This is a genomic window from Microbacterium sp. NPDC060117, from assembly GCF_042729315.1.
Taxonomy (GTDB): domain Bacteria; phylum Actinomycetota; class Actinomycetes; order Actinomycetales; family Microbacteriaceae; genus Microbacterium.
In genome coordinates, this window is record NZ_JBHWXR010000001.1 from 528,005 (window position 1) to 549,702 (window position 21,698).

The following is a 21,698-nucleotide window of genomic DNA, read 5'->3' on the forward strand; positions in this document are numbered from 1 at the left end:
GGAGTCACATGACAACCCACCTTCCCGCAGTCCCCGCATCGCCGGTACCGACGCGGATGCGCGCAGCCGTTCTGCTCGCCCCGCACCGCATCGAGATCCAGGAGCGCCCGACGCCGGCGCCGGCGCCGGATGAGGTGCTGATCGAAGTCGCGGCCGTGGGAGTGTGCGGGAGCGACGTTCACTACTACGAGGCTGGCAGGATCGGCGACTTCGTCGTCGACGAGCCCCTGATCCTCGGCCATGAAGTCTCCGGACGAATCGTCGCGGTCGGCGCAGACGTGGATCCTGGCCGTGTCGGTGAGCGGGTGGCGATCGAGCCGCAGCGCCCGTGCAGGCGGTGCGATCAGTGCAAGCATGGCCGCTACAACCTGTGTCCCCACATGGATTTCTACGCCACGCCTCCGGTCGACGGCGCGTTCTGCGAGTACGTGACGATCCAAGCCGACTTCGCATTCCCGGTTCCGGCCGAGATCAGCGACGAGGCTGCCGCGCTCGTCGAGCCGCTGTCCGTCGGCGTGTGGGCGTGCACACGCGCAGAGGTGAAGCTCGGCAGTCGGGTCCTCATCGCCGGCGCTGGCCCCATTGGTGTTATCGCCGCCCAGGCCGCTCGTGCGTTCGGGGCCAGCGAGGTCATCGTGAGCGACATCGCCGATGACCGGTTGGAGTTCGTCCGGGCCCTGGGCGCGACACGCACAGTAAACCCAACCCGTGAGAGCCTCGACGGGCTGGACGTCGACGCGTTCATCGACGCCTCCGGATCTCCCGTCGCCGTGCGTTCCGGGATCCAGGCCGTCGGGCCCGCAGGACGGGTGATCCTCGTTGGGCTCGGAGCGGACGACGTCACGCTTCCCGTATCGCACATCCAGAATCGCGAGATCTGGGTCTCCGGGGTATTCCGCTATACGAACACATGGCCGACAGCGATCGAACTCGTCGCGAACGGGAAAGTCGATCTGGATTCCCTCGTCACTGGTCGTTTCGATCTCGCGCACACCGAAGACGCGCTGAACCTTGGCAAGCAGCCGGGTCAGCTCAAGGCCATCGTCTATCCGGGACGATGACGCGCCCCATCTCGTCGGCCCTACCAGCGATCCGGAATCGATGATCTGATGACACCGAGCGCCAGTCCGCCGCACGGCAGCCCTGCGGGCTATGACGCGGGATGCCGTTCCCACGGCGGATGCCAGCACCACAACTCCGCGGAGTTTCTGACGTGCGTAGCGGCGAAGACGGCCTCCCGGCGGGACTTCGGGCTGCACAACCTGCCAGCGGACCGTCCCCTCCCCCGGTCTGTGCCAGCGGTGCCGCGGGAAGATCAAGCTCCGTTGTCCCAACCGGTGCCCGAGGCAGTTGAGTCGGTTCATGGGACGATGAGGGGATATCGGCGCGGCTGTCGCAACGCCCAGCAGTGCCCCAATTGGCGACGAGGCAGGCTCACCTGCGCCGACGCGCGGCGGCAATACTTCCGTGAGTACAACCGAGCCCGCATCACCGGTGAAGGCACTCCGATTTGCCACGGCACCTCTGCCGGCTATCTCACCGGTTGCACCGACGCTGCGCTCTGCCCGGGAGATGATGACGGTCTGACGTGCTCATCGGCGCGGGCAGAATACCGCCGACGTCGCAGCCGCGCGGCAGGTGTTCCCGAACGCGAGGTGCCCGTCCCCGCGCGCGATGCTGCCCAGGCAATCGAGGTGCTCACCGGGCAAGGGCTGTCTCTGCGCGCCGTCGCAACGCAGGCGGGCGTAGGCCACTCCACCGTGAACCGCATCGCTACGCACTACCAGCAGCACTCGGGTTCACCCTTTGACCAAGGGGAAGTCCTGCTCATCTCCCGGCGGACCCACGACCGTCTCACGCAGTTGCTGTCGGCATAGCGATCCGCAGAGATCCGTTCAGCTAACAGCGCTACTTGCAAGCAACCACAGGGCGGCTGTCGTCGACAGCCGCCCTGTGGTTGCGAGGGAACATTCAGTTCGTGCGTGATGCCAGCTCTCGCTGAACATCGGTCAGCAGCTGCTCCCATGAGGCGACGAACTTCTCGAGGCCTTCCCGTTCGAGGGTGGCGACGATGTCGTCGTAGTCGACGCCCACGCCAGCCAGCGCAGCCATCTGAGCTTCCGCGGCAGCAATCTCGCCAGTGATGCTATCTCCGTGCACCTGTCCGTGGTCAGCGAATGCCTCCAGGGTTGCAGCAGGCATGGTGTTCACGATGTCCGCGGCCACGAGCTCCGTGACGTAGAGCGTGTCGGGCAGTTGCGGGTCCTTCACTCCCGTCGATGCCCACAGCGGCCGTTGTGGGCGTGCCCCAGCCGCGGCGAGAGCCACGAACCGGGGCGAGGAGAATGCGTTCTGATACTCGCGATACGCCAGCCGTGCGTTCGCGAGGCCCGCCTTCGAGCGGAGCGCTGCAGCCTCGTCGGTACCGATCTCATCGAGTCGACGATCGATCTCGGTGTCGACGCGCGAGACGAAGAACGACGCCACCGAATGAATCGCGGCGAGGTCGTGTCCAGCTGCGAGAGCATGCTCGAGACCGTCCAAGTACGCGTTGATCACTGCGCGGTAGCGTTCCAGCGAGAAGATCAGCGTGACGTTCACACTGATGCCGGCAGAGATCACTTCAGTGATGGCAGCGAGGCCTTCTACGGTCGCCGGGATCTTGATATGCACGTTCGGGCGATTCACCTGCGCATGCAGGCGATGCCCTTCGGCAATCGTTCCTGCCGTGTTCCACGCCAGTCGGGGATCGACCTCGATCGAAACGCGGCCATCGATGCCGTGGGAGTTCTCGGCGACGGCGGTGAACAGGTCGCACCCGTCGGTGACGTCGGCGGTCGTGATCTGGAACACCGCGGACTCCGCGTCTGCTCCCTCAGTTGCCAGCCGATCCAGCGTCGCGTCGTAGCCGTGCCCTCGAGTGATGGCCTGGTGGAAGATGGTCGGATTGGTCGTGACTCCGACGACGTTCTTCTCCGCGATGAGCGCGGCCAGAGATCCGTCGTCGAGGCGATCGCGGGACAGATCGTCGAGCCAGATCGATACTCCGGCACGCGATAGTTCTTCAGTCTGAGTGTTCATGAGTGCTCCAGGTGAGTGATCGGGGTCATGACGGTGATCTCCATCACGGCAAGGTCGTCGTCAGGTGGACGATGAGATCGGCATGGTCTCGGGTGGACTCGATGATCGCGGCGTTGGGCTCATCGACGGCATCGACCCACGCGGCCGCATCCTGAGCGGTGTCGCCGTACTGCTGTCGGCGAGAGATTAGTCGCTCGGATCGCAGATCTGCGGAGATATCGACGTACCACCCCTCGTCGAGGATGTCCCTGACGCGATCCCACCCGAGCTCGCGATACAGCAGATAGTTGCCCTCAGTGATGATCAGCGGAGTGCCTGCGGGAATGAGAACGGCGCTGCCGATCGATTCCTCGAGTGCGCGGTCGAAGCGTGGTGCGTAGATCGCATTCGACGGTTGCTCCCGGAGCCGGCGAAGCAGATTGGCGTAGCCGTCGACGTCGAAGGTGTCCGGGGCGCCCTTGCGCTCGCGCCGGCCCAGTCGCACGAGTTCGTTGTTCGCGAGATGGAAGCCATCCATCGGGACGACAGCCGCGTCTTCGCCGAGCGCTTCGCCCAGAGCCGTGCAGAGCGTTGACTTCCCGGCTCCCGGCGTGCCTGTGATGCCCAGGATTCGCCGCTCCCCTGGCCGGATGAGCGTCCGGGCCGAATCGACGAGGTCCTCGAGGAACAGGGTCTTCGTGGCGACGTTCATCACATGGCCCCAACAGCGGGCGCCGCGACGGCAAGCCGCTGCAGCACGATACGTGCGCCGTCTGCGTTGAGGGCGGTGCGGGTGTGGATGAAGGCGGTCCGGAATCCGGGATCCGTGCTGAGCCCGCCGAAGAGGTCCTGATCGAGGAAGACGCCGGGATCGTCAAGGTCGGCGCGCGCGGCCGCCTCGACCTTGGCCGCTCGTGGATCCTTGATGATGATCGCCGCGCCCTGCTCATCGGTGCCCTGCGCGTAGCGCGCCCAGCTGGCGATGATCGCAGCGCACACGCTCGTGTCGTGACCCATCGCGACGAGGTCGGTGACCACGGGCAGTACGAACTTCGGGATCCGGTCGCTCGTCTCAGCCGTGATGCGTGCGACCGGGTCTCCGAGTTGCGGGTTCCCGAAGCGAGAGATGACGGTGCGTCCCCATGCACGGAAGTCGACGCCGGGGATCGGCTCGAGGGACGGCACCGCCTGCTCGTCGACGTACCGGATGAGCAAGCGGTGGATGTCCGGGTCGGCGATCGCCTCGTGTACGTACTCATGGTTCAGAAGCCGGCCGAAGAAGCACAGCGCCTGGTGCACGCCGTTGGCCAGGCGCAGCTTCATGCGCTCGTACGGGGCGACATCGGAGACCATGTTCACGCCGGCTTTCTCCAGCGCCGGTCGACCGCCGGCGAATCGATCCTCGACGACCCACTGGGAAAACGGTTCAGCGGTGACGGCCCAGGAGTCTTCGAGATCGAAGGCGTCTCGAAGGTACTCACGGTCGGCATCTGTGGTGCCGGGGACGACGCGATCGACCATGGAGCCCGGGAACGTGACGTTCTCCTGGATCCACTCGAGCAGATCCGGCGCCACCCGGGTGGCGAACGAGAGCACGGCTTCACGGGTGACGGAGCCGTTGTCCTGGATGTTGTCGCAGGACAACACGGTGACGGGACCCGAGCCCTGATCCTTGCGCAGACGGAAGGCCGCGACCAGGAGCCCCAGCCAGGAGCGTGCGGATCCCGGCTGGGCGAGGTCGGCGGTGATCGCTGGATCGTCTACGCCGCTGAAGAGCCCTGTGGAGTGATCGATTCCGTAGCCGCCTTCGGTGACCGTCAGGGTGACGATGCGCGTACGCGTGTCGGCGAGTCGCTCGAGAACCGCGCTGGTGCCGTCGGCTGCGCTGTCGAACCCGATGATCGAACCGATGACTCGGGTCTGTTTCGTTCCATCCGGGTGCTTCTCGGTGAGCGTGTAGAGGTGATCCTGGGCAGCGAACGACTCCGTGGCGGCGTCGGCGCGCATGCTGACTCCCCAGATGGCCCAGTTACCGTCCCCCTCACGCAAGAGGTGGTCCAGGTACATGGCCTGGTGCGCACGGTGGAAGTGCCCTATGCCGATGTGCACGATCCCGGCGGTGACCGTGTCGCGGTCGTACGTCGGCGGTTCCAGCGCGGGCGGCAGCGTGTCCAGGAGAGAAGTGTTCAGGGCGCTCATGTTCGTGGAAGTCCTCAGTGCTTGCTGGTGGAGAGTGCGTGCATCGCCACGCCCGGTCCGAGAGAATGCAGCTTCGTGCGCGCCCTCGTATAGGCGTCGATCAGCAGCGGGTCGTCGCGCAGGTCGCCGAAGATGGCCATACTCAGCAGCTCTGCACCTCGGGGGTTCTCTGCATGCACGGCGGCGATCACCTCCTCGCGACGCGAGTCAGCCAAGGCCTCGGGGCCACCAGACGCGACCGTGGTGCGGACGTATTCGGCCCAGGCAGCGAGGATCAAGGCGATGTGCTCGATCGGCTGATGTGCGGCGAGGCGGTCGCGGAGGACTGGAACGAGGAATGTGCTGATCCGGTCGGTTCCATCGGTCACCAGGCGTGCGAGCGTGTCGGCGATCGCGGGGTTCGCGAACCGCTCGAGCAGCTCGTGGCGGTACCGCTCGAGATCGATGCCTGGCAGAGGCGGAAGCGTGGGCGAGGCCTCGTCGGTCATGTAGCCAAGCAGGAACTCTGCGATCACCGGGTCGTCAACGGCCTCATGGACGTACTGGTACCCCGACAGCAGACCGAGATAGCCCACGCCCTGATGGGACGCGTTGAGTAGCCGCAGTTTCATCGCCTCGTACGGTCGGACGTCGTCGACGAGCTGGACGCCGACGCGCTCCAGTGCCGGACGTCCGTCGACGAATGAGTCCTCGAGCACCCACTGGGTGAACGACTCGGAGATCACTGGCCAGCGGTCCTCGATGCCGAACTTCTCGGTCACGAACTGGCGTCCGCTGTCTGTGGTCGCAGGGGTGATGCGGTCCACCATCGAGTTCGGGAATGCGCCGTACTCCTCGATCCAGTCGCCGAGCTCCGGATTGCTGATGCGTGCCATGCCCACAACGGAGCGCCGAGCGATCTCGCCGTTGCCTTGGATGTTGTCGCAGGACATGACCGTGAAGGGGGCAAGGTCTTGCTCGCGGCGCAGGCGCAGGGCCTCCACGATCAGACCGAATGCGGTCTTCGGGGAGCCGTCCGTACGAGCGGCGTCTGCCCGGATCACGCTGGCCGCCGGATCGAACTCGCCAGTGTGCTGGTCGATCGGATACCCGCCCTCGGTGATCGTGAGGGAAACGATCTTCGTCGACGCGTTCACGAGGAGGCCGAGTGCCCCATCCGGGTCATCGGCCGCGAGAACGTATCGTGCGAGTGAGCCGATCACCCGGGCCGTGTCGGTGCCGGCCGGGGTGCGGGTGACCAGGGTGTAGAGCCCGTCCTGCTCGTCCAGCACTTCCTTCATCAGCCGGTCGCCTGGCAGCATCCCGATGCCCGCGATCGCCCAGTTCTGCTGCCCGGGAACGCCTAGCACCTGGTCGACGTATTGCGCCTCGTGAGCCCGGTGGAAGCCGCCGACACCGATGTGCACGATCCCGACGGCCACCTCATTCCGGTCGTACGCCGGCGTAGCAACGCCCGCCGACAGATGGGACAGCGTCTGATTGCTGAGCTTCGCACTGCTCATGCGGGGTCCGTCTTGAGCAGGCCCGTGATGGTGCCGAGCAGGCTTTCGGCGTTGAACTCGGAGGTGGGTGCGTCACGGACGATGCGTCCGAGCCGCAGCACGACGACCCGGTCGGTGACTTCGAGCACGTGCGGCAAGGTGTGCGAGATGAAGATGACGCCGAGGCCTCTCGTCTTCGCCTCACGGATCACGTCAAGGACTTCGTTCGACTGCCGAGCGCCGAGGTGGTTGGTGGGCTCGTCGAGGACGATGACCTTGCGAGCCCAGGTGACCGCGCGTCCGATGGCGACAGCTTGACGTTGGCCGCCGGAGAGTTCTGCGACGGTGCGTTCCGAGGCGGGGACACCAATGCCGACCTTCTCCAGCTCCGCGTGCGCGGCCTTGTCCATGCTGCGATTGGCGAGGAACCCCATCTTGCCGAGCAGCCCGCTCTTGACGATCTCGCGGCCGAGGAACATGTTGGCGCTGATGGTGAGGTTCGGGGCAAGACCGGAGTCCTGATACAGCGTCTCGATCCCGGACTGGAGGGCGTCATGCGGGGACTTCCAGCGCTTCTCTTCCCCGTCCAGCAGCAGCTCGCCACCGTCGGGCTGGTGTGCACCGGAGAGCACCTTCACGAAGGTCGACTTACCGGCTCCGTTGTCGCCAACCAGGCCGATCACCTCACCCGCTCGCAGGGTGAAGTTGACGTTGTCGAGCGCGACAACGCTTCCGTAGTTCTTCGAGATGCCGCGTGCCTCGTAGAGCACCGGTGCTTCCGTGTTCATGCTGTCCTCCGGTTCGACTTGCGCAGCATCTGCAGCGCGACCGCGATCGCGATGATGACGGCGACGACGACCTGGTTCCAGTTGGGGTCGATGTTGATGACGATCAGGCCGCTGGTGACGGTGGTGAGGATGAGGGAGCCCAGGACGGTTCCGCTCATGGTGCCGCTGCCACCGGACAGGCTCGCGCCGCCGATCACGACCGCGGCGATGGCGAGGAGCTCACGTCCTGCGCCGGAGCTCGGAGAGCCTGCCCCAAGGGTGAGGTAGACGACCATGCCGGCCAAGCCCGCGAGCATGCCGGAGAGCGTGTAGACGAACGTCAGCTGCTTCTTCACGCCGATACCCACGGCCTTCGCCGCGAACGCATTGCCGCCGATGGCGAAGACGTACCGTCCGAAGCGCGCCTTGTGCAGGAACAGACCCGCGATCACGATCACGAGGATCACCGTGATGCCCGGCCATGACAGCGGACCCAGCCACGGCACACTCAGCGCGATCGCCGAGGGCGGACCACCCGCGATCGGTGCGCCCTTGGAGAGAACGAGAGCCATGCCCGCGCCGGCCCCGAGGGTGACCAGCGTCGCGATGAATGGGACCAGGCCAGCGAGGTTGATCAGGGCGGCGTTGATGAGTCCGACGACTGCCCCGGTGGCGACGGCGACGACGACGCCGATGAGGATCGCTACCGGGTCGGAGACGCCCGACCCGGTAGCCCCCTGCATGGCGAACGCTGCCACGACGCCGGAGATTGTGAGGGTGGAACCGACGGACAAGTCGATGCCCCCGCTGACGATGACGAAGAGCTGGCCGACGGCGATCAGGGCGATCGGAGCCCAGTCCACGAGGATGTTGCCGAACACCCCGACGGAGAAGAACTTCGAGTTGAGAGCGCTGAAGAACGCGATCATCACCACCAGCACGATGCAGAGGATGAAGGTCTGATTCGTCAGCAGCCCGCTCAGGGGCCCTTTGGGTTTGGCGACTTTGGCGGCCTCTTCGTCGCGCGCTTTGATCACGCTCGTTTCGGTACTCATCTTGTGCTCCTGATCGATGCGGTTCTGAGTGGTCAGCCGGCCGACTCGACGTAGGTGTACTTCGCCAGGTCGTCAGCGCTCGTGTTCTTGTCGAGGATGATGTTCGGAAGGGTCTGCTGGTGCTTGACCTTGGCGTCGCTGTTCTTCAGCTTTTCCACGACCGCCTGGACGGCGAGTTTGCCCATCTGAGCGGGGTCCTGGGCGATGAGCGCGGTGAAGACACCCTGCTTGAGCAGATCGACATTCGCCTTGTACGCGTCATAGCCGACGAGGGCTACCTTGCCCACCAGGCCCTTGGCCTGCAGCGCGGCAGCAGCACCGGTCGCGTTTGTTCCGTCGATGGCGAAGATGCCTGCCAGGTCCGGGTAGGCGGTCAGCCAGTTGTTGACGTTCGTGTTGGCCTTAGCAGGGTTGGACTCGGAGTAGGCCGTCGCCACGACAGTGATGCCGGGGTACTTCTTCTTCAGCTGCGCCTCGAAGCCAGTCAGCCGTGCCACGTTGGTGGTGGACGTTGCGGAGCTGAGCCCGACCGCGACGGTGTAGCTCTTGCCGTCCTGGTATCCGATGCCCTTCGCGATGGCGTCAGCTGCCTTGGCGCCGCCGTCCTCGTTGTCACCGGTGATGAAGCTCAGCACCTTGTCGAGATTCCCCACGCTCGTGTCGACGTTGACGACCGGCATGGTCGCTGCGGCACGGTCGACGACCGGCTGCAGGGCAGTGGGATCGGTCGGGCCGATGATCAGGGCGTTGGGGGACGTCGCCAGTGCCTGGTTCACGATCGGGATCTGAGTGGAGGGCGAGTACGTGGTGGCGTCGCCCTGGAACTGGAGCTTGACTCCGAGGTCTTTGGCCTCCTTGTCGGCGCCGACCTTCATGGCTTGGAAGAACGGGTCAGAAGCAGCCCCGACGACGAACGCGACGTCGTACTGGGTGCCGGCGGTGCTGCCGCCGCCTGTACCGGAAGCGGAACAGCCGGTGGCGAAGGCCGCCACGGTGCCGAACGCGGCGACGAGGGCGAGGGCCCTGGACATCTTCTTCATGTGTGACTCTCCTTTGAGATCAACGCGCTGTGCGACGCGAAGTGTGACGATCTTCGATGACACCGGTATCATTTTCGGGAATACAACCGGTGTCATTGATTTGTATCACCGAGTATGGGAGACAATGAGACCGGTGTCAAGTAGTATCCGATCGAGCGAAGGAGGCGAGGCGACGTGGTCGACGAACAGCAGCAGATGGGTGCACGACGCGCGCCCCGCCTGGAGGATGTGGCGCGCATCGTCGGCGTGTCCAAGTCGACGGCGGCCAGAGCGCTACGCGACTCGCCGCTGGTGACGGAGGAGACCAAAGCTCGTGTTCGCCAAGCCGCCGCGGATCTCAACTACCGCGTGAACGCTCTCGCCCGGGCGATGTCGGCTGGCTCTACCCAGACGCTCGGGCTGGTTATCGCTGACATCAGCAACACCTTCTTCGACCAGGCCACCCGCGCGATCATCGATACCGCTGCCCGGCAGGGCTATCAGGTTCTGGTGCTCAACACGGGTGAGAGCCTGTCGGTCGAGCGTGACGCCATCCGGGTGCTGTGGGAGAAGCGCGTCGACGGCATCATCCTTGTTCCCTCCTCGCCGGATGAGTTCGCACATCTGCAGGGCGGATCCGGATCCGTGCCTCCCCTCGTTCTCTTGGACCGCTCGGTGCCGGAGCTGGGGGCCCCGACGGTTACCACCAACGACTTTCAGAGTTCGTACGAGGCGGTGTCGCTTCTTCTGGATCGCGGGCACCGCGAGATCGACATCATCGTCAACACCTCCGACCGCCGAACCGTCGTGGCAGGCAACCCCGGGTCCGCGATCTCCACGATCTTCAACCGCGTTAGCGGCGGTTGGGCCGCGCTCAGCGACAGAGGCATCGATCCCCAGGCGCGCCGTCCTCTGTATGTTCCGCCCGCGCATGACGAGGCGACCTCTGCGATCCAACACCTGCTGGAGAGCGCCGAGCGTCCGACGGCAGTGATGACAACGAACTCCGACGCCGCCCTCGCGGTCATGGACGCGGCGAGCAAGGTCGGGCTGAAGGTCGGATCCGATCTCTCGCTCATCAGCTTCGACGACACCCCTTGGGCGCCAGTGTTCAGCCCCGCACTTTCGGTCATCCGGCGGCCTATCGCGGACCTCGGGCGCACGGCGGTGGAGTTGCTCCTTGAGACCATGCATGGCGAGACGCTCACCCCCGGCACCATCGAGCTCGTCAGCACCGTCGTTGACCGCGGATCGGTCTCCTCCATCAGCGCAGCAGCCACGGCACGACACAGCTGAAAGGACTCGACATGACAGCAGACATGCACGGGCAGATCGCGATCGTCACCGGAACGACCAACGGGGTTGGAGCGGCAACGGCGCACGCACTCCTGGACGCGGGCGCCCACGTCATCGGAGTCGCCAGGAGAAGCCTGGAACAGGCAGGTCTGCCCGTCGACGAGTTCGACCGCGGACGCTATGTGCACATCACAGGCGACGCCGCAGACCCGGCCACCGCGGAGTCCGCTGCGGCCGCCGCACTGGCATCCGGGTCGCGAATCGACCTCCTCGTGAACAACGCTGGCATCGGGCGGTATGCAGACCTGGTCGAGACGAGTATCGACGACTACGACGAGATTATGAGCGCCAACGTTCGCAGCACATACGCCTTCACCCGAGCGGTCGTTGACACCATGATCGCTCAGCGCAGCGGAACCATCCTTCAGATCGTGTCGCAATCCGGCCTGAACGGCTATGCCGGCGAGGCGCTGTACTGCGCGTCCAAACACGCGCAGATGGGATTCACCCATGCGCTGCGCCAGGAGCTTCAGCCGTTCGGGATCAGGGTCGGCGCCATCTGCCCGGCGGGCATCCGCACGGAGTTCGCGATCGGGCACGGGCGCACAGCGGCATCCGCGCAGTCCGCGCGCTACCTGTCACCGGACGATGTCGCCCAGGCGGTGCTGTTCGCGGCAACACTGGAGGGGTCGGCAATGATGACCGACATCCAGCTGATGTCGGTCGCAGAGTACTAGGCATACGCCCCCTCCCCGCGCCTCGGGTGCTGCGCCACCCGCGTTCACTCCGGAGCGTGCGCGATCCCGAGCCCTGGCTCTCCGTATGTGGAGAGGACTTCGCCCAACACGACTCGGTAGGGGCCGATCCACCGGTCGTGGAGGCTCTTCGCCTCCCTGTGGACGGGCATGCCGATGAGCTGGTGCATGGCCTCCACGCTCTCCCAGTAGTAGACCTCGGAGTGCAGCCCGGTCAGCGGGTCAGTTCGCACGTGAGGGACGACGCTTTGCCATACTCTGTCCCATGTCTGGATTAGCGTGGGCCGTCGAGGTGGAGGAGGCTGCTCATGACCGCAAGCCATGACGCATCGGCAAGTGCGCTGGGCTACCTCTACCAGGTCGACTGGGCCCTCCTCGAGATCCTGCGCTCGGGGCCAGATCGGCCGGATCAAGCGCTCATGCTAGAGAAGCTTGACGACGTCTCGTGGCAGGTCGGAGATGCCCCAGAGGCATTGCTCCAGTTGAAGGACCATGGTGGGGGAGCTCCTGCGATCGGAAACATGAGCGACGACGTTTGGCGCACGCTCGGCGTATGGATGGACGACGCAAAGTTCGTCGACGACGAAGGACCATCATTCTGGTTGATCTCGACCGGCAGGTTCCAACCCGGCTCTGCCCTTAGCTTGCTCAGCACCGATACAAGAGACGAGCAGTCCGCGAAGAGCCAACTAGATGCGGCGGCGGAGGTCTCGACCGCGAGAACAACGGCCAAGCGAAGGAAGCAATGGCTAGCCCTCTCCGATGCAGAGCGGGTGAGCCTGATCGGCCGTATCACGGCCATCGACGCTGAAGTTCGGATCACCGCCATTGGCGACGAGATCAGACGCGTACTTTACTTCATCGCACCCGCAGAGGACTCTCGGTGGCAGGTCTTCGAGGAACGTCTCTTCGGATGGTGGCACGCGGTCTCCATCGACATGCTGTCGGGGTATCGCGGCCCCATAACGGCGCTCCAGGTGCGCAGCTTCATCGAGCGCCTAAGAGATGAGTTTTCGGCGGACAACCTGCCCACTTCCGTCGTGCTCGGGCCTGAGGAACGGGCAGCCGCCGTTAGCGATCACAAGGACCGAGTGTTCGTCCATCAGCTCGGCTGGGTGCGGGTTCACCCTCGCCAGATCGAGTTGGCAATTCTCGACTTTCATCGCGCTGTGGTTCAGACGACGGACTGGGCGGATAGGAGCTTGATCGAGATGACTGAGTTTGACAGCTTCAAGAGCAATCTTGCCGACGAGTGGGAGCAGGCGTATTATGCGATGCTTGCAGAGGTACCCGATGACGCATCGGAGGACGTCAAATCGGCCCTCGGACGCGGACTGTTCAACAAGCTCCGGGACGCAGTCGGCCCGTCGATTCGACGATCGTACAGCGAACCGTTCTACCGACGCGGAGTTCTGTACGAGCTGGCTGACGAAACAACCTGCGGTTGGCACCCGGATTTCGGCGAACTCATCAAGAGCCTGACGACGGGGGATCGATGATGATTTCCACCGACCATTTGATGGAGCTTCCGAACTGGTCCACGCGATCCAGCTCAGCCGCGTCGATGCTTAACCCCGCCCTAATATCACTGTGTATAGCGGCGGCAGCAATTCGATTCGAAGACGAGCGGGGCGAGCGCATGCCGTGGGAGCTCAGCTTCCTGGTCCCTCCGATGGCGCTCCATCGAGACACACGCGAGACGCTGCCCAACCGTATCGACTCGCACATGCCGCGATGGGTCGAGAGGAACCCAGTCCTGCACGCTGGCCTGTCTGCCCGAGCACAGAGCATGAGCCCATTTGTCAGAGAAGGCCTGCGCTTCGGGATTCGGGTAGAGGCGCTCAGGCTGCACGATGACGCCACGGTGTCCGGCCGCATCCTGGGCAAGGTGAATCGCGATGCGGATGCGGAGTTGAGTGCGATCATTAAGTCATCGGGCTTCCTCGGCCGGTGGTTCGGGCACATCGGCGATCAAGCAACGGTGTACGGCGTCTTGGGTGTGACACCATAACACCGTGCAGCTTCTGAGTATCGCGATCTATCACCCCGATGGACGGAACAGAACGGTCAACTTCCGTCCCGGCGCTCTGAACGTTGTCCTGGGGAACTCGCGTACCGGCAAGACGGCGCTACAGGACATCGTCGACTTCACACTCGGTCGGGACGACGTGAGGATGCCTCCTGGCATCATCGGACGCACGGTTTCCTGGTTCGGTACCTTGTGGTCTCTGACGCCCGGAGGCGCGCGTGTCTTCCTCGGCAGACCGGCCATTTCTCATGGGGCGAAAGAGACGTCCCAAGCATTCATCAGATTCGGGGGCACCGAGCTCGGCGTCCCCGACGCCGAGGACCTCGTGGTGAACACGGACTCGGAGTCACTTCGGGCACAGGTCGGAGCGCAGATCGGCCTCAGCGACGTGGAGATTGAACCCCGCGAGGGTTCGATACAGGGCTCGTTCTCGGTTGGTCTTGGAGCGAGCGCGTTCTACTGCTTCCAAGGCCAACACGAGGTGGCCAATCGAACGCTCCTGTTCCACCGTCAGGAGGATCCTGGTATTGCTCAGACGTTGCGCGACACCCTGCCGTTCTTCCTGGGCGCTATCGACGGAGATCAGGCGCGCAAGCGCTCGGAATTGCGGACAGCTAGCCGCGCACTCCGCGCGGTTGAGTCCCGCCTCTCGTCGACGCTGACAGAAGAGAGCGAGCGCGACGGTCAGCTCCGGTCACTACTGAAACAGGCGTATGCCGTTGGGCTCACGGATGTAGAAAGCGTCGAGTCTCGAGAGCTCCTAATCGGACTTCTGGGGAAGCTACGCTATGACGTCACACCACCGGGAGAACTGCAGGCGGCCGAAGAGGCCCAAGCGAGAGTGAAGGAGCTCCGTGACCGGCGCGCCGCGCTCCGCCAGGCGCTCGGGCAAGTGCTGGATAATCGCGCGTTCGTTCTGGACTCGGCCGCTGGGGCTTCCGGCTACGGCAAGGCCCTAAGTCAGCAGGCAGGCCGTCTTCGAAGCATCGGCCTAGTTGCAGAGGATCTAGACGGGATAGTTGCAGACGACCATTGCCCAGTTTGTAGCCAGGTGCTCCCCGGGAGTGATCCGACCCCCCGTCTACTCGCACAACGGCTGAGTTCGCTGCGGGACGAGATTGAGACACTCGCCCTCGCGCAGCCCGCACGCGAGGAAGCGCTACGAGACCTAAGCATCACCGCCGAAAATCTCCGTGGCCAGCTCCTTGAGGTCGAGTCAGCTCTGGCGGCAATGCAATCAGCGGGGGCCGGAGAAAGAAGCATTGACCCCGGACGGCGAGAGTTCGTACGTGGACGCATCGATGCGACCCTCGGGGACCACAACCCAAATGACACCGATGCGATCGACCGTCTGCGCACGTCAAGGGAAACACTTCGACTTCGTGTCGAGGCGCTGCAAAACGAGCTTGACGCGACATCGGCCGTCGACAGGCTCGGATCGCTTCTTGCGGCCGTCAATCGAAAGATCACGCTCTATGCGCAGCGACTCGAGCTCGAACACTCCGAGCGGAGCGTTTGGCTCGATAGCGCGCGCCTCACAATCATGGTTGATTCGGTTGAAGGTGCAGTCCCACTGGCGTCGATCGGCAGCGGCGCAAACTGGGTTGGTTACCATCTCGCGGCTCACCTTGGCTTACACGAGTTCTTCGTAGAGAACGAACGTCCCGTTCCCCGAGTGCTCATGATCGACCAACCCTCCCAGGTCTTCTTTGCCGCTAGCCGGGCGCGTGCGGAGGGCAGCGACGACGAGCGTGCGGTGCGTCAGATGTTTGAGTTGCTGTGGTCGTTCTGCGCCGAGTTGACGCCGAACTTCCAGATCATTCTGAGCGAGCATGCTGACGTCGACGAGCCGTGGTTCAGCGATTCCGTCGTCGAGGACTGGCGCGGAGATGATGGACTCGTACCGAGGGACTGGGCAGATGAGGCGACTTGGGCCGAACTCGAACGTGAAACGCCGCCGACAACGGCAAGCGAAGAAGGGCCGTAGCTGCCCGGACCGCCTGGCTCGGCAAGAGCCTCGCGTGATCGCGGTGGAGGACGAAAAGACATCGCGGGCGCTGCCCTCGCGCGGCGGCCGGCCCTCCAGTGCGATCATCAGACATGATCCCCGGTGCCAACGTGACAACGATGCCCCGGAGCGGAGCGGATTGGCAGTGCGCTTAGCGGCGTGGCGACCCGCAACGTCCGATCGAAAGCGACTATCGAGTCGCGGACGTTCGTATCCGTGCCGACACGGTCGACGTGCTTTTCAAACTACAAGATGGGCAGTGCGCGGATCGCCATCGTGTTGCCATCGGCCGGAGCGGCGCAGTCCGGGTTGTAGGCGGGAGCCCGAGATTCGGACGGCTGGATGCAGCAGTTCCAGATATGGAAGGACGAGGCGGTCCTGACCGGTGGCTGGCCGCAGCTCGTGCGAGAGAACTCGCGTACAGCGAGAGTTAGTGATCGTCGTCCCATACCATTCGCGGCCGAGCGGCCTCAGGGAGCACAGTCGCTTGATTGCCGCACTCGAAGGGATTGGCAGCCCAGCGCGTCCGTCACGTGCGCTAACGCCCCCACCCGGCATCTCGCACCGCACAATTTCCACGCCGCGGACAGATCGAGGTCAATGCGGTTGATCATGCTCCGTTGTGCGAGAGATACTGCGAGAGTGCTGCGTGCAGGAGCGGCGCCTCCTCGGCGTCAACGGCCTTGGCGGCTCGCTCAATGGTCGGAACGTCGTCAGGATGCAGCCGGAGCGCACCCGCGCCGATCTTCTCGACGCCGCGTAACAACGACAGAACGTACTCGAGGGCGGAAGCACCGCGCTCTTCGATGAACCAGGAACGCAATGCAGTCTCGATGACGGAGGCCATGTGTTGACTCTGCTGCTCTAGGTTGTCGAAGTGCAATTCCGTGCCTCGCGCGCCGCGCAGGATCGCGGCTTGAATGACAGGGTCATTGAATCGGTCGAAGTTGGCCGGCGACAGGACATGGCCGAACCCAGGCTGTTCAAACAGTGAGAACTTGGCATCCTTCGAGTGACGAGCGCGATGCAGCACCGACGAGATCGTGAAGTACACCTCCGCGTGGCTGGCGGTCGTCATGTCGCCGATCCCGGGATTCCAGAACGCGAAGTTCGGGTTGAGGGTCATCGGCAGCACCGAGCCCGAAGTCCCGTAGTTGCTCGGCAGGAACCCGGACCGGTCGCCAAGAGGCGCCTGCAGTTCGTCGATCCTCTCGTTCACGATCCGAACGACCTCGGTCGCATCGTCCATCTGTGCCTTGCCACCGAGCAACTTCAATACACGGAGCTCCAGTTCCCACGGGTTCGTCAGGAGCGTGTTCGACTCCATATCGATCCGCCACATTGATACGAGCGGGTATGGGCCACGCGTGTCGCCAGCCGTCTTCGATCGGAACGTGAGACTACTCTCAGTGGTACTCCACAGACCGGATCCTTCCGGGCGCACACACCCGATGACGTAGGCGATATCGCCGCCACCCTCGACGAGCGAGCGCAACTCTCGGCTGACGTTGAGCAGCTCATGGCCTGTGGCCGCGTACCCGGCGAAGATCACCGAAACTCCATCGGTCAGCGGCTTGGCATCGTGGAGGCTTGTCGCAGACATCACGTTGACGTGGTCAGGTCCCAAGCCTCGCATGGCGCAGAGCGCGCGCGCACGCTCCGCCAACGCTCGCGAGGTCGGATCGTCGAGGTGGATTAGGTACCGCGTGCGGAACGGAAGCTCATTCCCGAGACGCTCGTCAATGGTTCGTCCGACACCCGGGTCGTCGGCGATGAGATGGCCGAGGTGTAAGGACACGCCACGGACGGTCGACTCGGGCGCTGCATCATCGGTGGCGTTCAGGCGAATTACCCCTTTGCCGAAAACGGAACCGATGAAGGCCCGGTGTTCGGCATCGGCGTAGATCGACTTCAACACAATGGGTGTGGCGACGCCTGCGTCTGGAATGAAGGAGTCCCCTGCAAGCTGGATGACGTTCTGCCCGTTCTTGCATGGAACGCAATCGCTTTCCTTCCAAGAGTCGAACGGGTGCACGAGTTCGGGGTGACGGCCGTCTTCACGGTCCGTCATGTCGCACAGAATGCTGGCGTCGGCAGGATTCTTGCTGACGAAGAACAGCGTGCGTTGCCGGTCGAGAGGCAGGTTCTGACCTGCGATCTCCGCTGACAGTCCGCCGGAGGTTGTCGCCGAGATGAGTGCGACCGCGGGCGTGCTGAAGGATGCGCCCTTCAACCCGTCATACCCGCCGAAGCTGTCCACCGCAACGAGGGGTACGTCAAGGAGCCGATGTCGTAGTTCACTGAGTGCGTAGGCGACTCCGGCGATGGCGCCCGTGTCCACCCAAATCCGTTCGAATTCCACAGTGTCAGCCCAGCCCAGGAGCGCCGCAGCCACAAAATGCGCGTGCGGTGATCGTTGCACGGCAGGTCCGGCGCGGAGGAAGTGGCTGGAGTGCGATCCGCTCGGCTTCCGATAATGAAGTCCAGCATGGGCGGTATCCAGAGCCTTCCCATCCTTGAACAGACGTCGCATTCCGGCCTGCATGACAGCGGGCGCCGTCGCGGCCACTGGGAGGTCGCTGGGACGATCCGTCTGGACTTCTTCCCAAGTGCCGTGTCCGTCGAAGAGCACGACGCGGACGCACGAGAGCGCCGCAGACTGTCCCGCGCGTGCGCGGAGCTCAGGGTCCTGCCCAAGCGCCACCGCGTTCTCACGCAGGTTATGTGGGGCGACGATCCAGAGTTCCTCGGTCGTGGGTACCTTGGTGAACAGATCTCTCAGCCGGTCGGCGAGCTGGCGAGGTTTCGGGGCGAGGTTGGCGAAGAAGGCGACGGACACAGACCGCTGACGATGCTGGCCGTCACCGACATCTGCGGCGAAGACGAACGTGTCCTCGAAAGTCGAGGACGCGTTACTCATGGCGACCGCCCGTGACCGGGATCACCATCGTGACGGCGGTACCTCTGACACGGGGCTGAGGGCCCGGCAGTTGCACGCCGCCAAACCAATGCTCCTGAACGTCCTTGTCACCGGCGAACGGGAACCGGAGGAAATCGCGTGTCAGGCGATAACGCCCGCTGCGCACCATCGCGTAGCCGCCGACATTGGTAAGGTACCGCTGCACTCTGCTCAGGCCGAGCCCGCGCATGCCGCCTGCGTGCCCCGCATCGCTGCGCCGTAGAGTGTCCAGCATCGCTGGGAGTTCGATCTTCGCGGTCACGTCCCCGCGGTGGCCTTTGCCGTAGAGGTTCTTCGCGGCGATGCCCGGCCCACTGTCGAACACGGTGACGGCCACCAACCGCAGTCTGCTGGAGGGATCCCCAGTGCGGTATTCCTCGTCTGGCAGCGCCGCGAAGTACTCGGCCAAGTCGCGATGCGAGGTCGAGGCAATCCGAGATTCGCGAGTGCCGTTCAGCGCGCGCACATGCACACCGCGCACAGACACTTTCAACGGGTAGCCGGACGCGTCGGTGCGTGCGTGGTCATCGGTGTTTTGCATCAACTCGAACAGAGCATCCCCAAGCTCGGAGGCGCGCTTGTCGAAGCCCTCGACTTCGTTCTGTTTCCGCGTTTCGAACACCGGGCTCATGCCCAGCACGCGCCAACCGAGTGGCCACTGGTCACGTTGTTCGGGGTCCACCCCGTCGCGTGCGTACAGTTCATGCGCATCATCGTGCAGTGTGGGTTCCGCGCCCCCCGCCGGGTAATGGTAGAGACCGGCAGGGGCGCCGAACCCGTACACGTGATCTGCCGCGACGACTGTCCGTTCGGTACCCACCTCCACTCCGCTCGCCTGCGTCGGGATGTTCGCCGCTGTCCCCATCGCCCTTAGTGCCGCACGACGGGCGGCGGCCGTGACATCCACGGCGTTGTCTGTGATGACGGAGTTGGCGTAGAGGATAGCCGTCAGGAGAACGACGTTGCGGTTAAGTGAACGTGCCGCCGCGTCGATGTCGGCAAAGTCCATATACACGCGAATGACGTCGAAACGAGCACGCCAAGAGGTCAGCGCTAGAAGTGTTTGCGGGATCGTCAACGGGTCGTTGGCCACGATCTTCTCGGTTACCCAGAGCGGTTCCGCCTGCACGGTCAGCTCGTTCACTATCTTCGTCACGCCGTCCGGGGCGATGACCTTCGGGATGCGCAACGCGGCGGCCATGTTATGGAAGATAACAGAGGTATGCCCGGTGGTCCTCCGTAATGACGGCGCCCGCGGACCTTGCGACTACCGCTAGCTGAGCATGTCGAGCCAGGTCGCCACATGGGCGACGCCGCCTATCGCACCGCGAGGCGGTCCGCATCGAGATGAACAGGATCTGAATCATCCGTCCGATTCAGGATCCTCCTCGCGGGCCGGGGCGAGTTGTTCCAGCACGTGCGCGGAAGCCGCTTTGATCCGCCGATCCGGCTCGGCGTAGTGGGCACGCGTGGTGGCCGGCGTGGAGTGTCCGAGAACCTCGGCAGCCGTCTCGATGTTCACTTGGTGCGCAAGCAATGTCGCGCCGGTGCGGCGGAATGCGTGTGGCGAGATGTCGATCCCGTCCAGGCCGACGGACTTGAGCATCTCCCGGAGCGTGCGCCGCACGTTGTGGGGCGCCAGCGGCGTCGCGTTCCGGGTGAAGAAGATCAGGTGGTCGTCCGGTTGCTGCGCGAGCCTGACCAGCCGTCGCCGGAACACCGCTGCGGCGAACGGTGGAATCGCCACCACCCGCGACTCCCCCGTCTTCGTCTTGGGCTGTCGCAACACCCCGATTCCCTTTCGGACGACGATCGACCCGTTCACCGTGACGGTCGCCACGGCCGAGGTCACATCCACATCACACTTCCGAATTGCGAGCACCTCTCCGATCCGCGTGGCCGTGCCGAGCATCACCTCGATCACATCGCGCACCTGCCCATCCGGCCGCGGTCCGAGCGTGCCAGGCCCACTGCGCCACTCGCGCGCCGCCGTCCGGATAAGCGCGAGCTGCTCGGCCGTCAGCGCTCTCGGCACGTGCTTCGGCTTCTTCAGCCGCGACGTTTCGTTCACCGGGTTGCGTCCGACGATCTCACGACGCACCGCGAAGGCCAGCACCATGCTGAGGATGGTCCGCGAGTGTTTCGCACGCGCATACGAACGCGACCGCTGCTCCCTGAGGAATCGCTCGACCCGCCCGACCGTGACCTCACGAATGGTGAGGTTGCGGAAGGTCGGCAGCACGAGCGTTCGCAACTCGCGCTCGTACACCTCCTTCGTGCCGTCGGAACGGTCCGCATCCAGCCACAGGTCTTCCAACCACGCGTCGCTGAGATCCACGAAACACGAATCGGCGTTAAGGGCGCCGCTGGTGTCCCCCGCCCGCAACCGGTCGGCGATTCTCACTTTCAACGCGGACTTCGCCGCACTCGCCGACACCCCCGTCGCGGTGACCTGCCGTGTCTGCCCGTCCCAGTCTCGGAGTCGAGCCGACGCGCGGTACCGGCGCACGCTGATCTGGCGCGCCGCGATCTCCCCGAACGTGCCGATCGGCATCCGCGGCCGCCCGGGCATCAGAACTCACCCCCACGGGCGCCAGTAACGACACGGGAAGGCCGAACCGGCCAGAGCACGAGGCGAGCGTCTCTTCTCATGCCGGGTAGGTACGCCAGGCCAGCCGAGAGCAGTCGAGCCCGACCGAACGCCGGCTCCACAGGGTCCGCGCAAACACGCCAACCTGTGGATAACTCGCGAGTATGTGTTGAGCGCATCAGATTTCCGTCCCTTCATTCGGGACAAGAAAACCTGGTCAGACCATATTTCGAAGTAGCAGGAGCGGGGCTTGAACCCGCGACCTCACGATTATGAGTCGTGCGCTCTCACCAACTGAGCTACCCTGCCGCACGGCATCCGATGGATACTGCGAGCCCCGAGTCAGGATTGAACTGACGACCCCTTCCTTACCATGGAAGTGCTCTGCCACTGAGCTATCGGGGCGTGCCGCCCTCAGAGGGCAACCAGACGAGAATACCAAAGAATCGGCGCCTGGCCGAATCGAGGCGGCCCCGTCGT

Annotated in this window: 17 protein-coding genes and 2 tRNA genes; 6 read left to right on the plus strand and 13 right to left on the minus strand. The window is 64.3% G+C overall.

Annotation, left to right across the window (positions count from 1 at the left end; all coding sequences use genetic code 11):
- Window positions 1-8: 8 nt before the first annotated feature.
- Window positions 9-1,061, plus strand: a complete 1,053-nt coding sequence (locus ACFWCK_RS02365; protein WP_378804356.1) for an NAD(P)-dependent alcohol dehydrogenase — start codon at window positions 9-11, stop codon at window positions 1,059-1,061.
- Between the two features lie 910 nt (window positions 1,062-1,971).
- Here the strand turns inward: ACFWCK_RS02365 and tal are convergent.
- Genes tal through ACFWCK_RS02400 form a run of 7 tightly spaced genes read right to left on the minus strand, consistent with a single transcriptional unit; the run spans window position 1,972 to window position 9,602 of the window.
- Window positions 1,972-3,081: a transaldolase gene (gene tal, locus ACFWCK_RS02370; protein ID WP_378804357.1), complete on the minus strand. Its 1,110-nt coding sequence runs from the start codon at window positions 3,079-3,081 to the stop codon at window positions 1,972-1,974.
- Between the two features lie 43 nt (window positions 3,082-3,124).
- Window positions 3,125-3,772: a nucleoside/nucleotide kinase family protein gene (locus ACFWCK_RS02375; RefSeq protein WP_378804358.1), complete on the minus strand. Its 648-nt coding sequence runs from the start codon at window positions 3,770-3,772 to the stop codon at window positions 3,125-3,127.
- Window positions 3,772-5,259 (minus strand): mannitol dehydrogenase family protein, encoded by a 1,488-nt coding sequence (locus tag ACFWCK_RS02380; RefSeq protein ID WP_378804359.1) that lies wholly within the window; start codon window positions 5,257-5,259, stop codon window positions 3,772-3,774. The genes ACFWCK_RS02375 and ACFWCK_RS02380 overlap by 1 nt, the downstream gene beginning before the upstream one ends.
- Window positions 5,260-5,273: 14 nt before the next feature.
- Complete coding sequence (locus tag ACFWCK_RS02385; protein WP_378804360.1) at window positions 5,274-6,761, minus strand: mannitol dehydrogenase family protein; 1,488 nt, start codon at window positions 6,759-6,761, stop codon at window positions 5,274-5,276.
- Window positions 6,758-7,528, minus strand: coding sequence for an ATP-binding cassette domain-containing protein (locus ACFWCK_RS02390; RefSeq protein ID WP_378804361.1), 771 nt, complete (start codon window positions 7,526-7,528; stop codon window positions 6,758-6,760). The genes ACFWCK_RS02385 and ACFWCK_RS02390 overlap by 4 nt, the downstream gene beginning before the upstream one ends.
- Complete coding sequence (locus ACFWCK_RS02395; protein ID WP_378804362.1) at window positions 7,525-8,562, minus strand: ABC transporter permease; 1,038 nt, start codon at window positions 8,560-8,562, stop codon at window positions 7,525-7,527. Before ACFWCK_RS02395 ends, ACFWCK_RS02390 begins: the two co-directional genes overlap by 4 nt.
- A 32-nt stretch (window positions 8,563-8,594) precedes the next feature.
- Complete coding sequence (locus tag ACFWCK_RS02400; protein WP_378804364.1) at window positions 8,595-9,602, minus strand: substrate-binding domain-containing protein; 1,008 nt, start codon at window positions 9,600-9,602, stop codon at window positions 8,595-8,597.
- A 174-nt stretch (window positions 9,603-9,776) separates the two neighbouring features.
- On the opposite strand from ACFWCK_RS02400, the gene ACFWCK_RS02405 reads away from it, so the two are divergent.
- A complete protein-coding gene (locus ACFWCK_RS02405; protein ID WP_378804365.1) occupies window positions 9,777-10,877 on the plus strand; it encodes a LacI family DNA-binding transcriptional regulator in 1,101 nt (366 codons plus the stop codon).
- Window positions 10,878-10,888: 11 nt separating this feature from the next.
- Window positions 10,889-11,614 carry an SDR family oxidoreductase gene (locus ACFWCK_RS02410; protein WP_378804366.1) on the plus strand — a complete coding sequence of 242 codons (726 nt, stop codon included), beginning with the start codon at window positions 10,889-10,891 and terminating at the stop codon, window positions 11,612-11,614.
- Window positions 11,615-11,658: 44 nt separating this feature from the next.
- On the opposite strand, the gene ACFWCK_RS02415 is transcribed toward ACFWCK_RS02410, so the two are convergent.
- Complete coding sequence (locus tag ACFWCK_RS02415; protein ID WP_378804367.1) at window positions 11,659-11,865, minus strand: hypothetical protein; 207 nt, start codon at window positions 11,863-11,865, stop codon at window positions 11,659-11,661.
- Window positions 11,866-11,940: 75 nt separating this feature from the next.
- Between ACFWCK_RS02415 and ACFWCK_RS02420 the strand changes: the two genes are divergently transcribed.
- Genes ACFWCK_RS02420 through ACFWCK_RS02430 form a run of 3 tightly spaced genes read left to right on the plus strand, consistent with a single transcriptional unit; the run spans window position 11,941 to window position 15,648 of the window.
- The gene (locus tag ACFWCK_RS02420) at window positions 11,941-13,131 is read left to right on the plus strand and encodes an ABC-three component system protein (protein WP_378804369.1); all 1,191 of its coding nucleotides are present in this window, start codon (window positions 11,941-11,943) and stop codon (window positions 13,129-13,131) included.
- On the plus strand, window positions 13,131-13,643 hold the full coding sequence (locus ACFWCK_RS02425) for a three component ABC system middle component (RefSeq protein WP_378804370.1): 513 nt from the start codon (window positions 13,131-13,133) through the stop codon (window positions 13,641-13,643). The genes ACFWCK_RS02420 and ACFWCK_RS02425 overlap by 1 nt, the downstream gene beginning before the upstream one ends.
- Window positions 13,644-13,647: 4 nt before the next feature.
- Window positions 13,648-15,648: a DUF3732 domain-containing protein gene (locus tag ACFWCK_RS02430; RefSeq protein ID WP_378804371.1), complete on the plus strand. Its 2,001-nt coding sequence runs from the start codon at window positions 13,648-13,650 to the stop codon at window positions 15,646-15,648.
- Window positions 15,649-16,279: 631 nt separating this feature from the next.
- Here the strand turns inward: ACFWCK_RS02430 and ACFWCK_RS02435 are convergent.
- The 5 genes from ACFWCK_RS02435 to ACFWCK_RS02455 all read right to left on the minus strand — a co-directional run bounded on the left by ACFWCK_RS02435 (window position 16,280) and on the right by ACFWCK_RS02455 (window position 21,623).
- Complete coding sequence (locus ACFWCK_RS02435) at window positions 16,280-18,589, minus strand: hypothetical protein (RefSeq protein ID WP_378804372.1); 2,310 nt, start codon at window positions 18,587-18,589, stop codon at window positions 16,280-16,282.
- On the minus strand, window positions 18,582-19,829 hold the full coding sequence (locus ACFWCK_RS02440; protein WP_378804373.1) for a hypothetical protein: 1,248 nt from the start codon (window positions 19,827-19,829) through the stop codon (window positions 18,582-18,584). The genes ACFWCK_RS02435 and ACFWCK_RS02440 overlap by 8 nt, the downstream gene beginning before the upstream one ends.
- Before the next feature lie 162 nt (window positions 19,830-19,991).
- Window positions 19,992-21,182 (minus strand): tyrosine-type recombinase/integrase, encoded by a 1,191-nt coding sequence (locus tag ACFWCK_RS02445; RefSeq protein WP_378804375.1) that lies wholly within the window; start codon window positions 21,180-21,182, stop codon window positions 19,992-19,994.
- A 271-nt stretch (window positions 21,183-21,453) separates the two neighbouring features.
- Window positions 21,454-21,527, minus strand: a tRNA-Met gene (locus tag ACFWCK_RS02450).
- 24 nt (window positions 21,528-21,551) lie between these two features.
- Window positions 21,552-21,623, minus strand: a tRNA-Thr gene (locus ACFWCK_RS02455).
- Window positions 21,624-21,698: the final 75 nt, after the last annotated feature.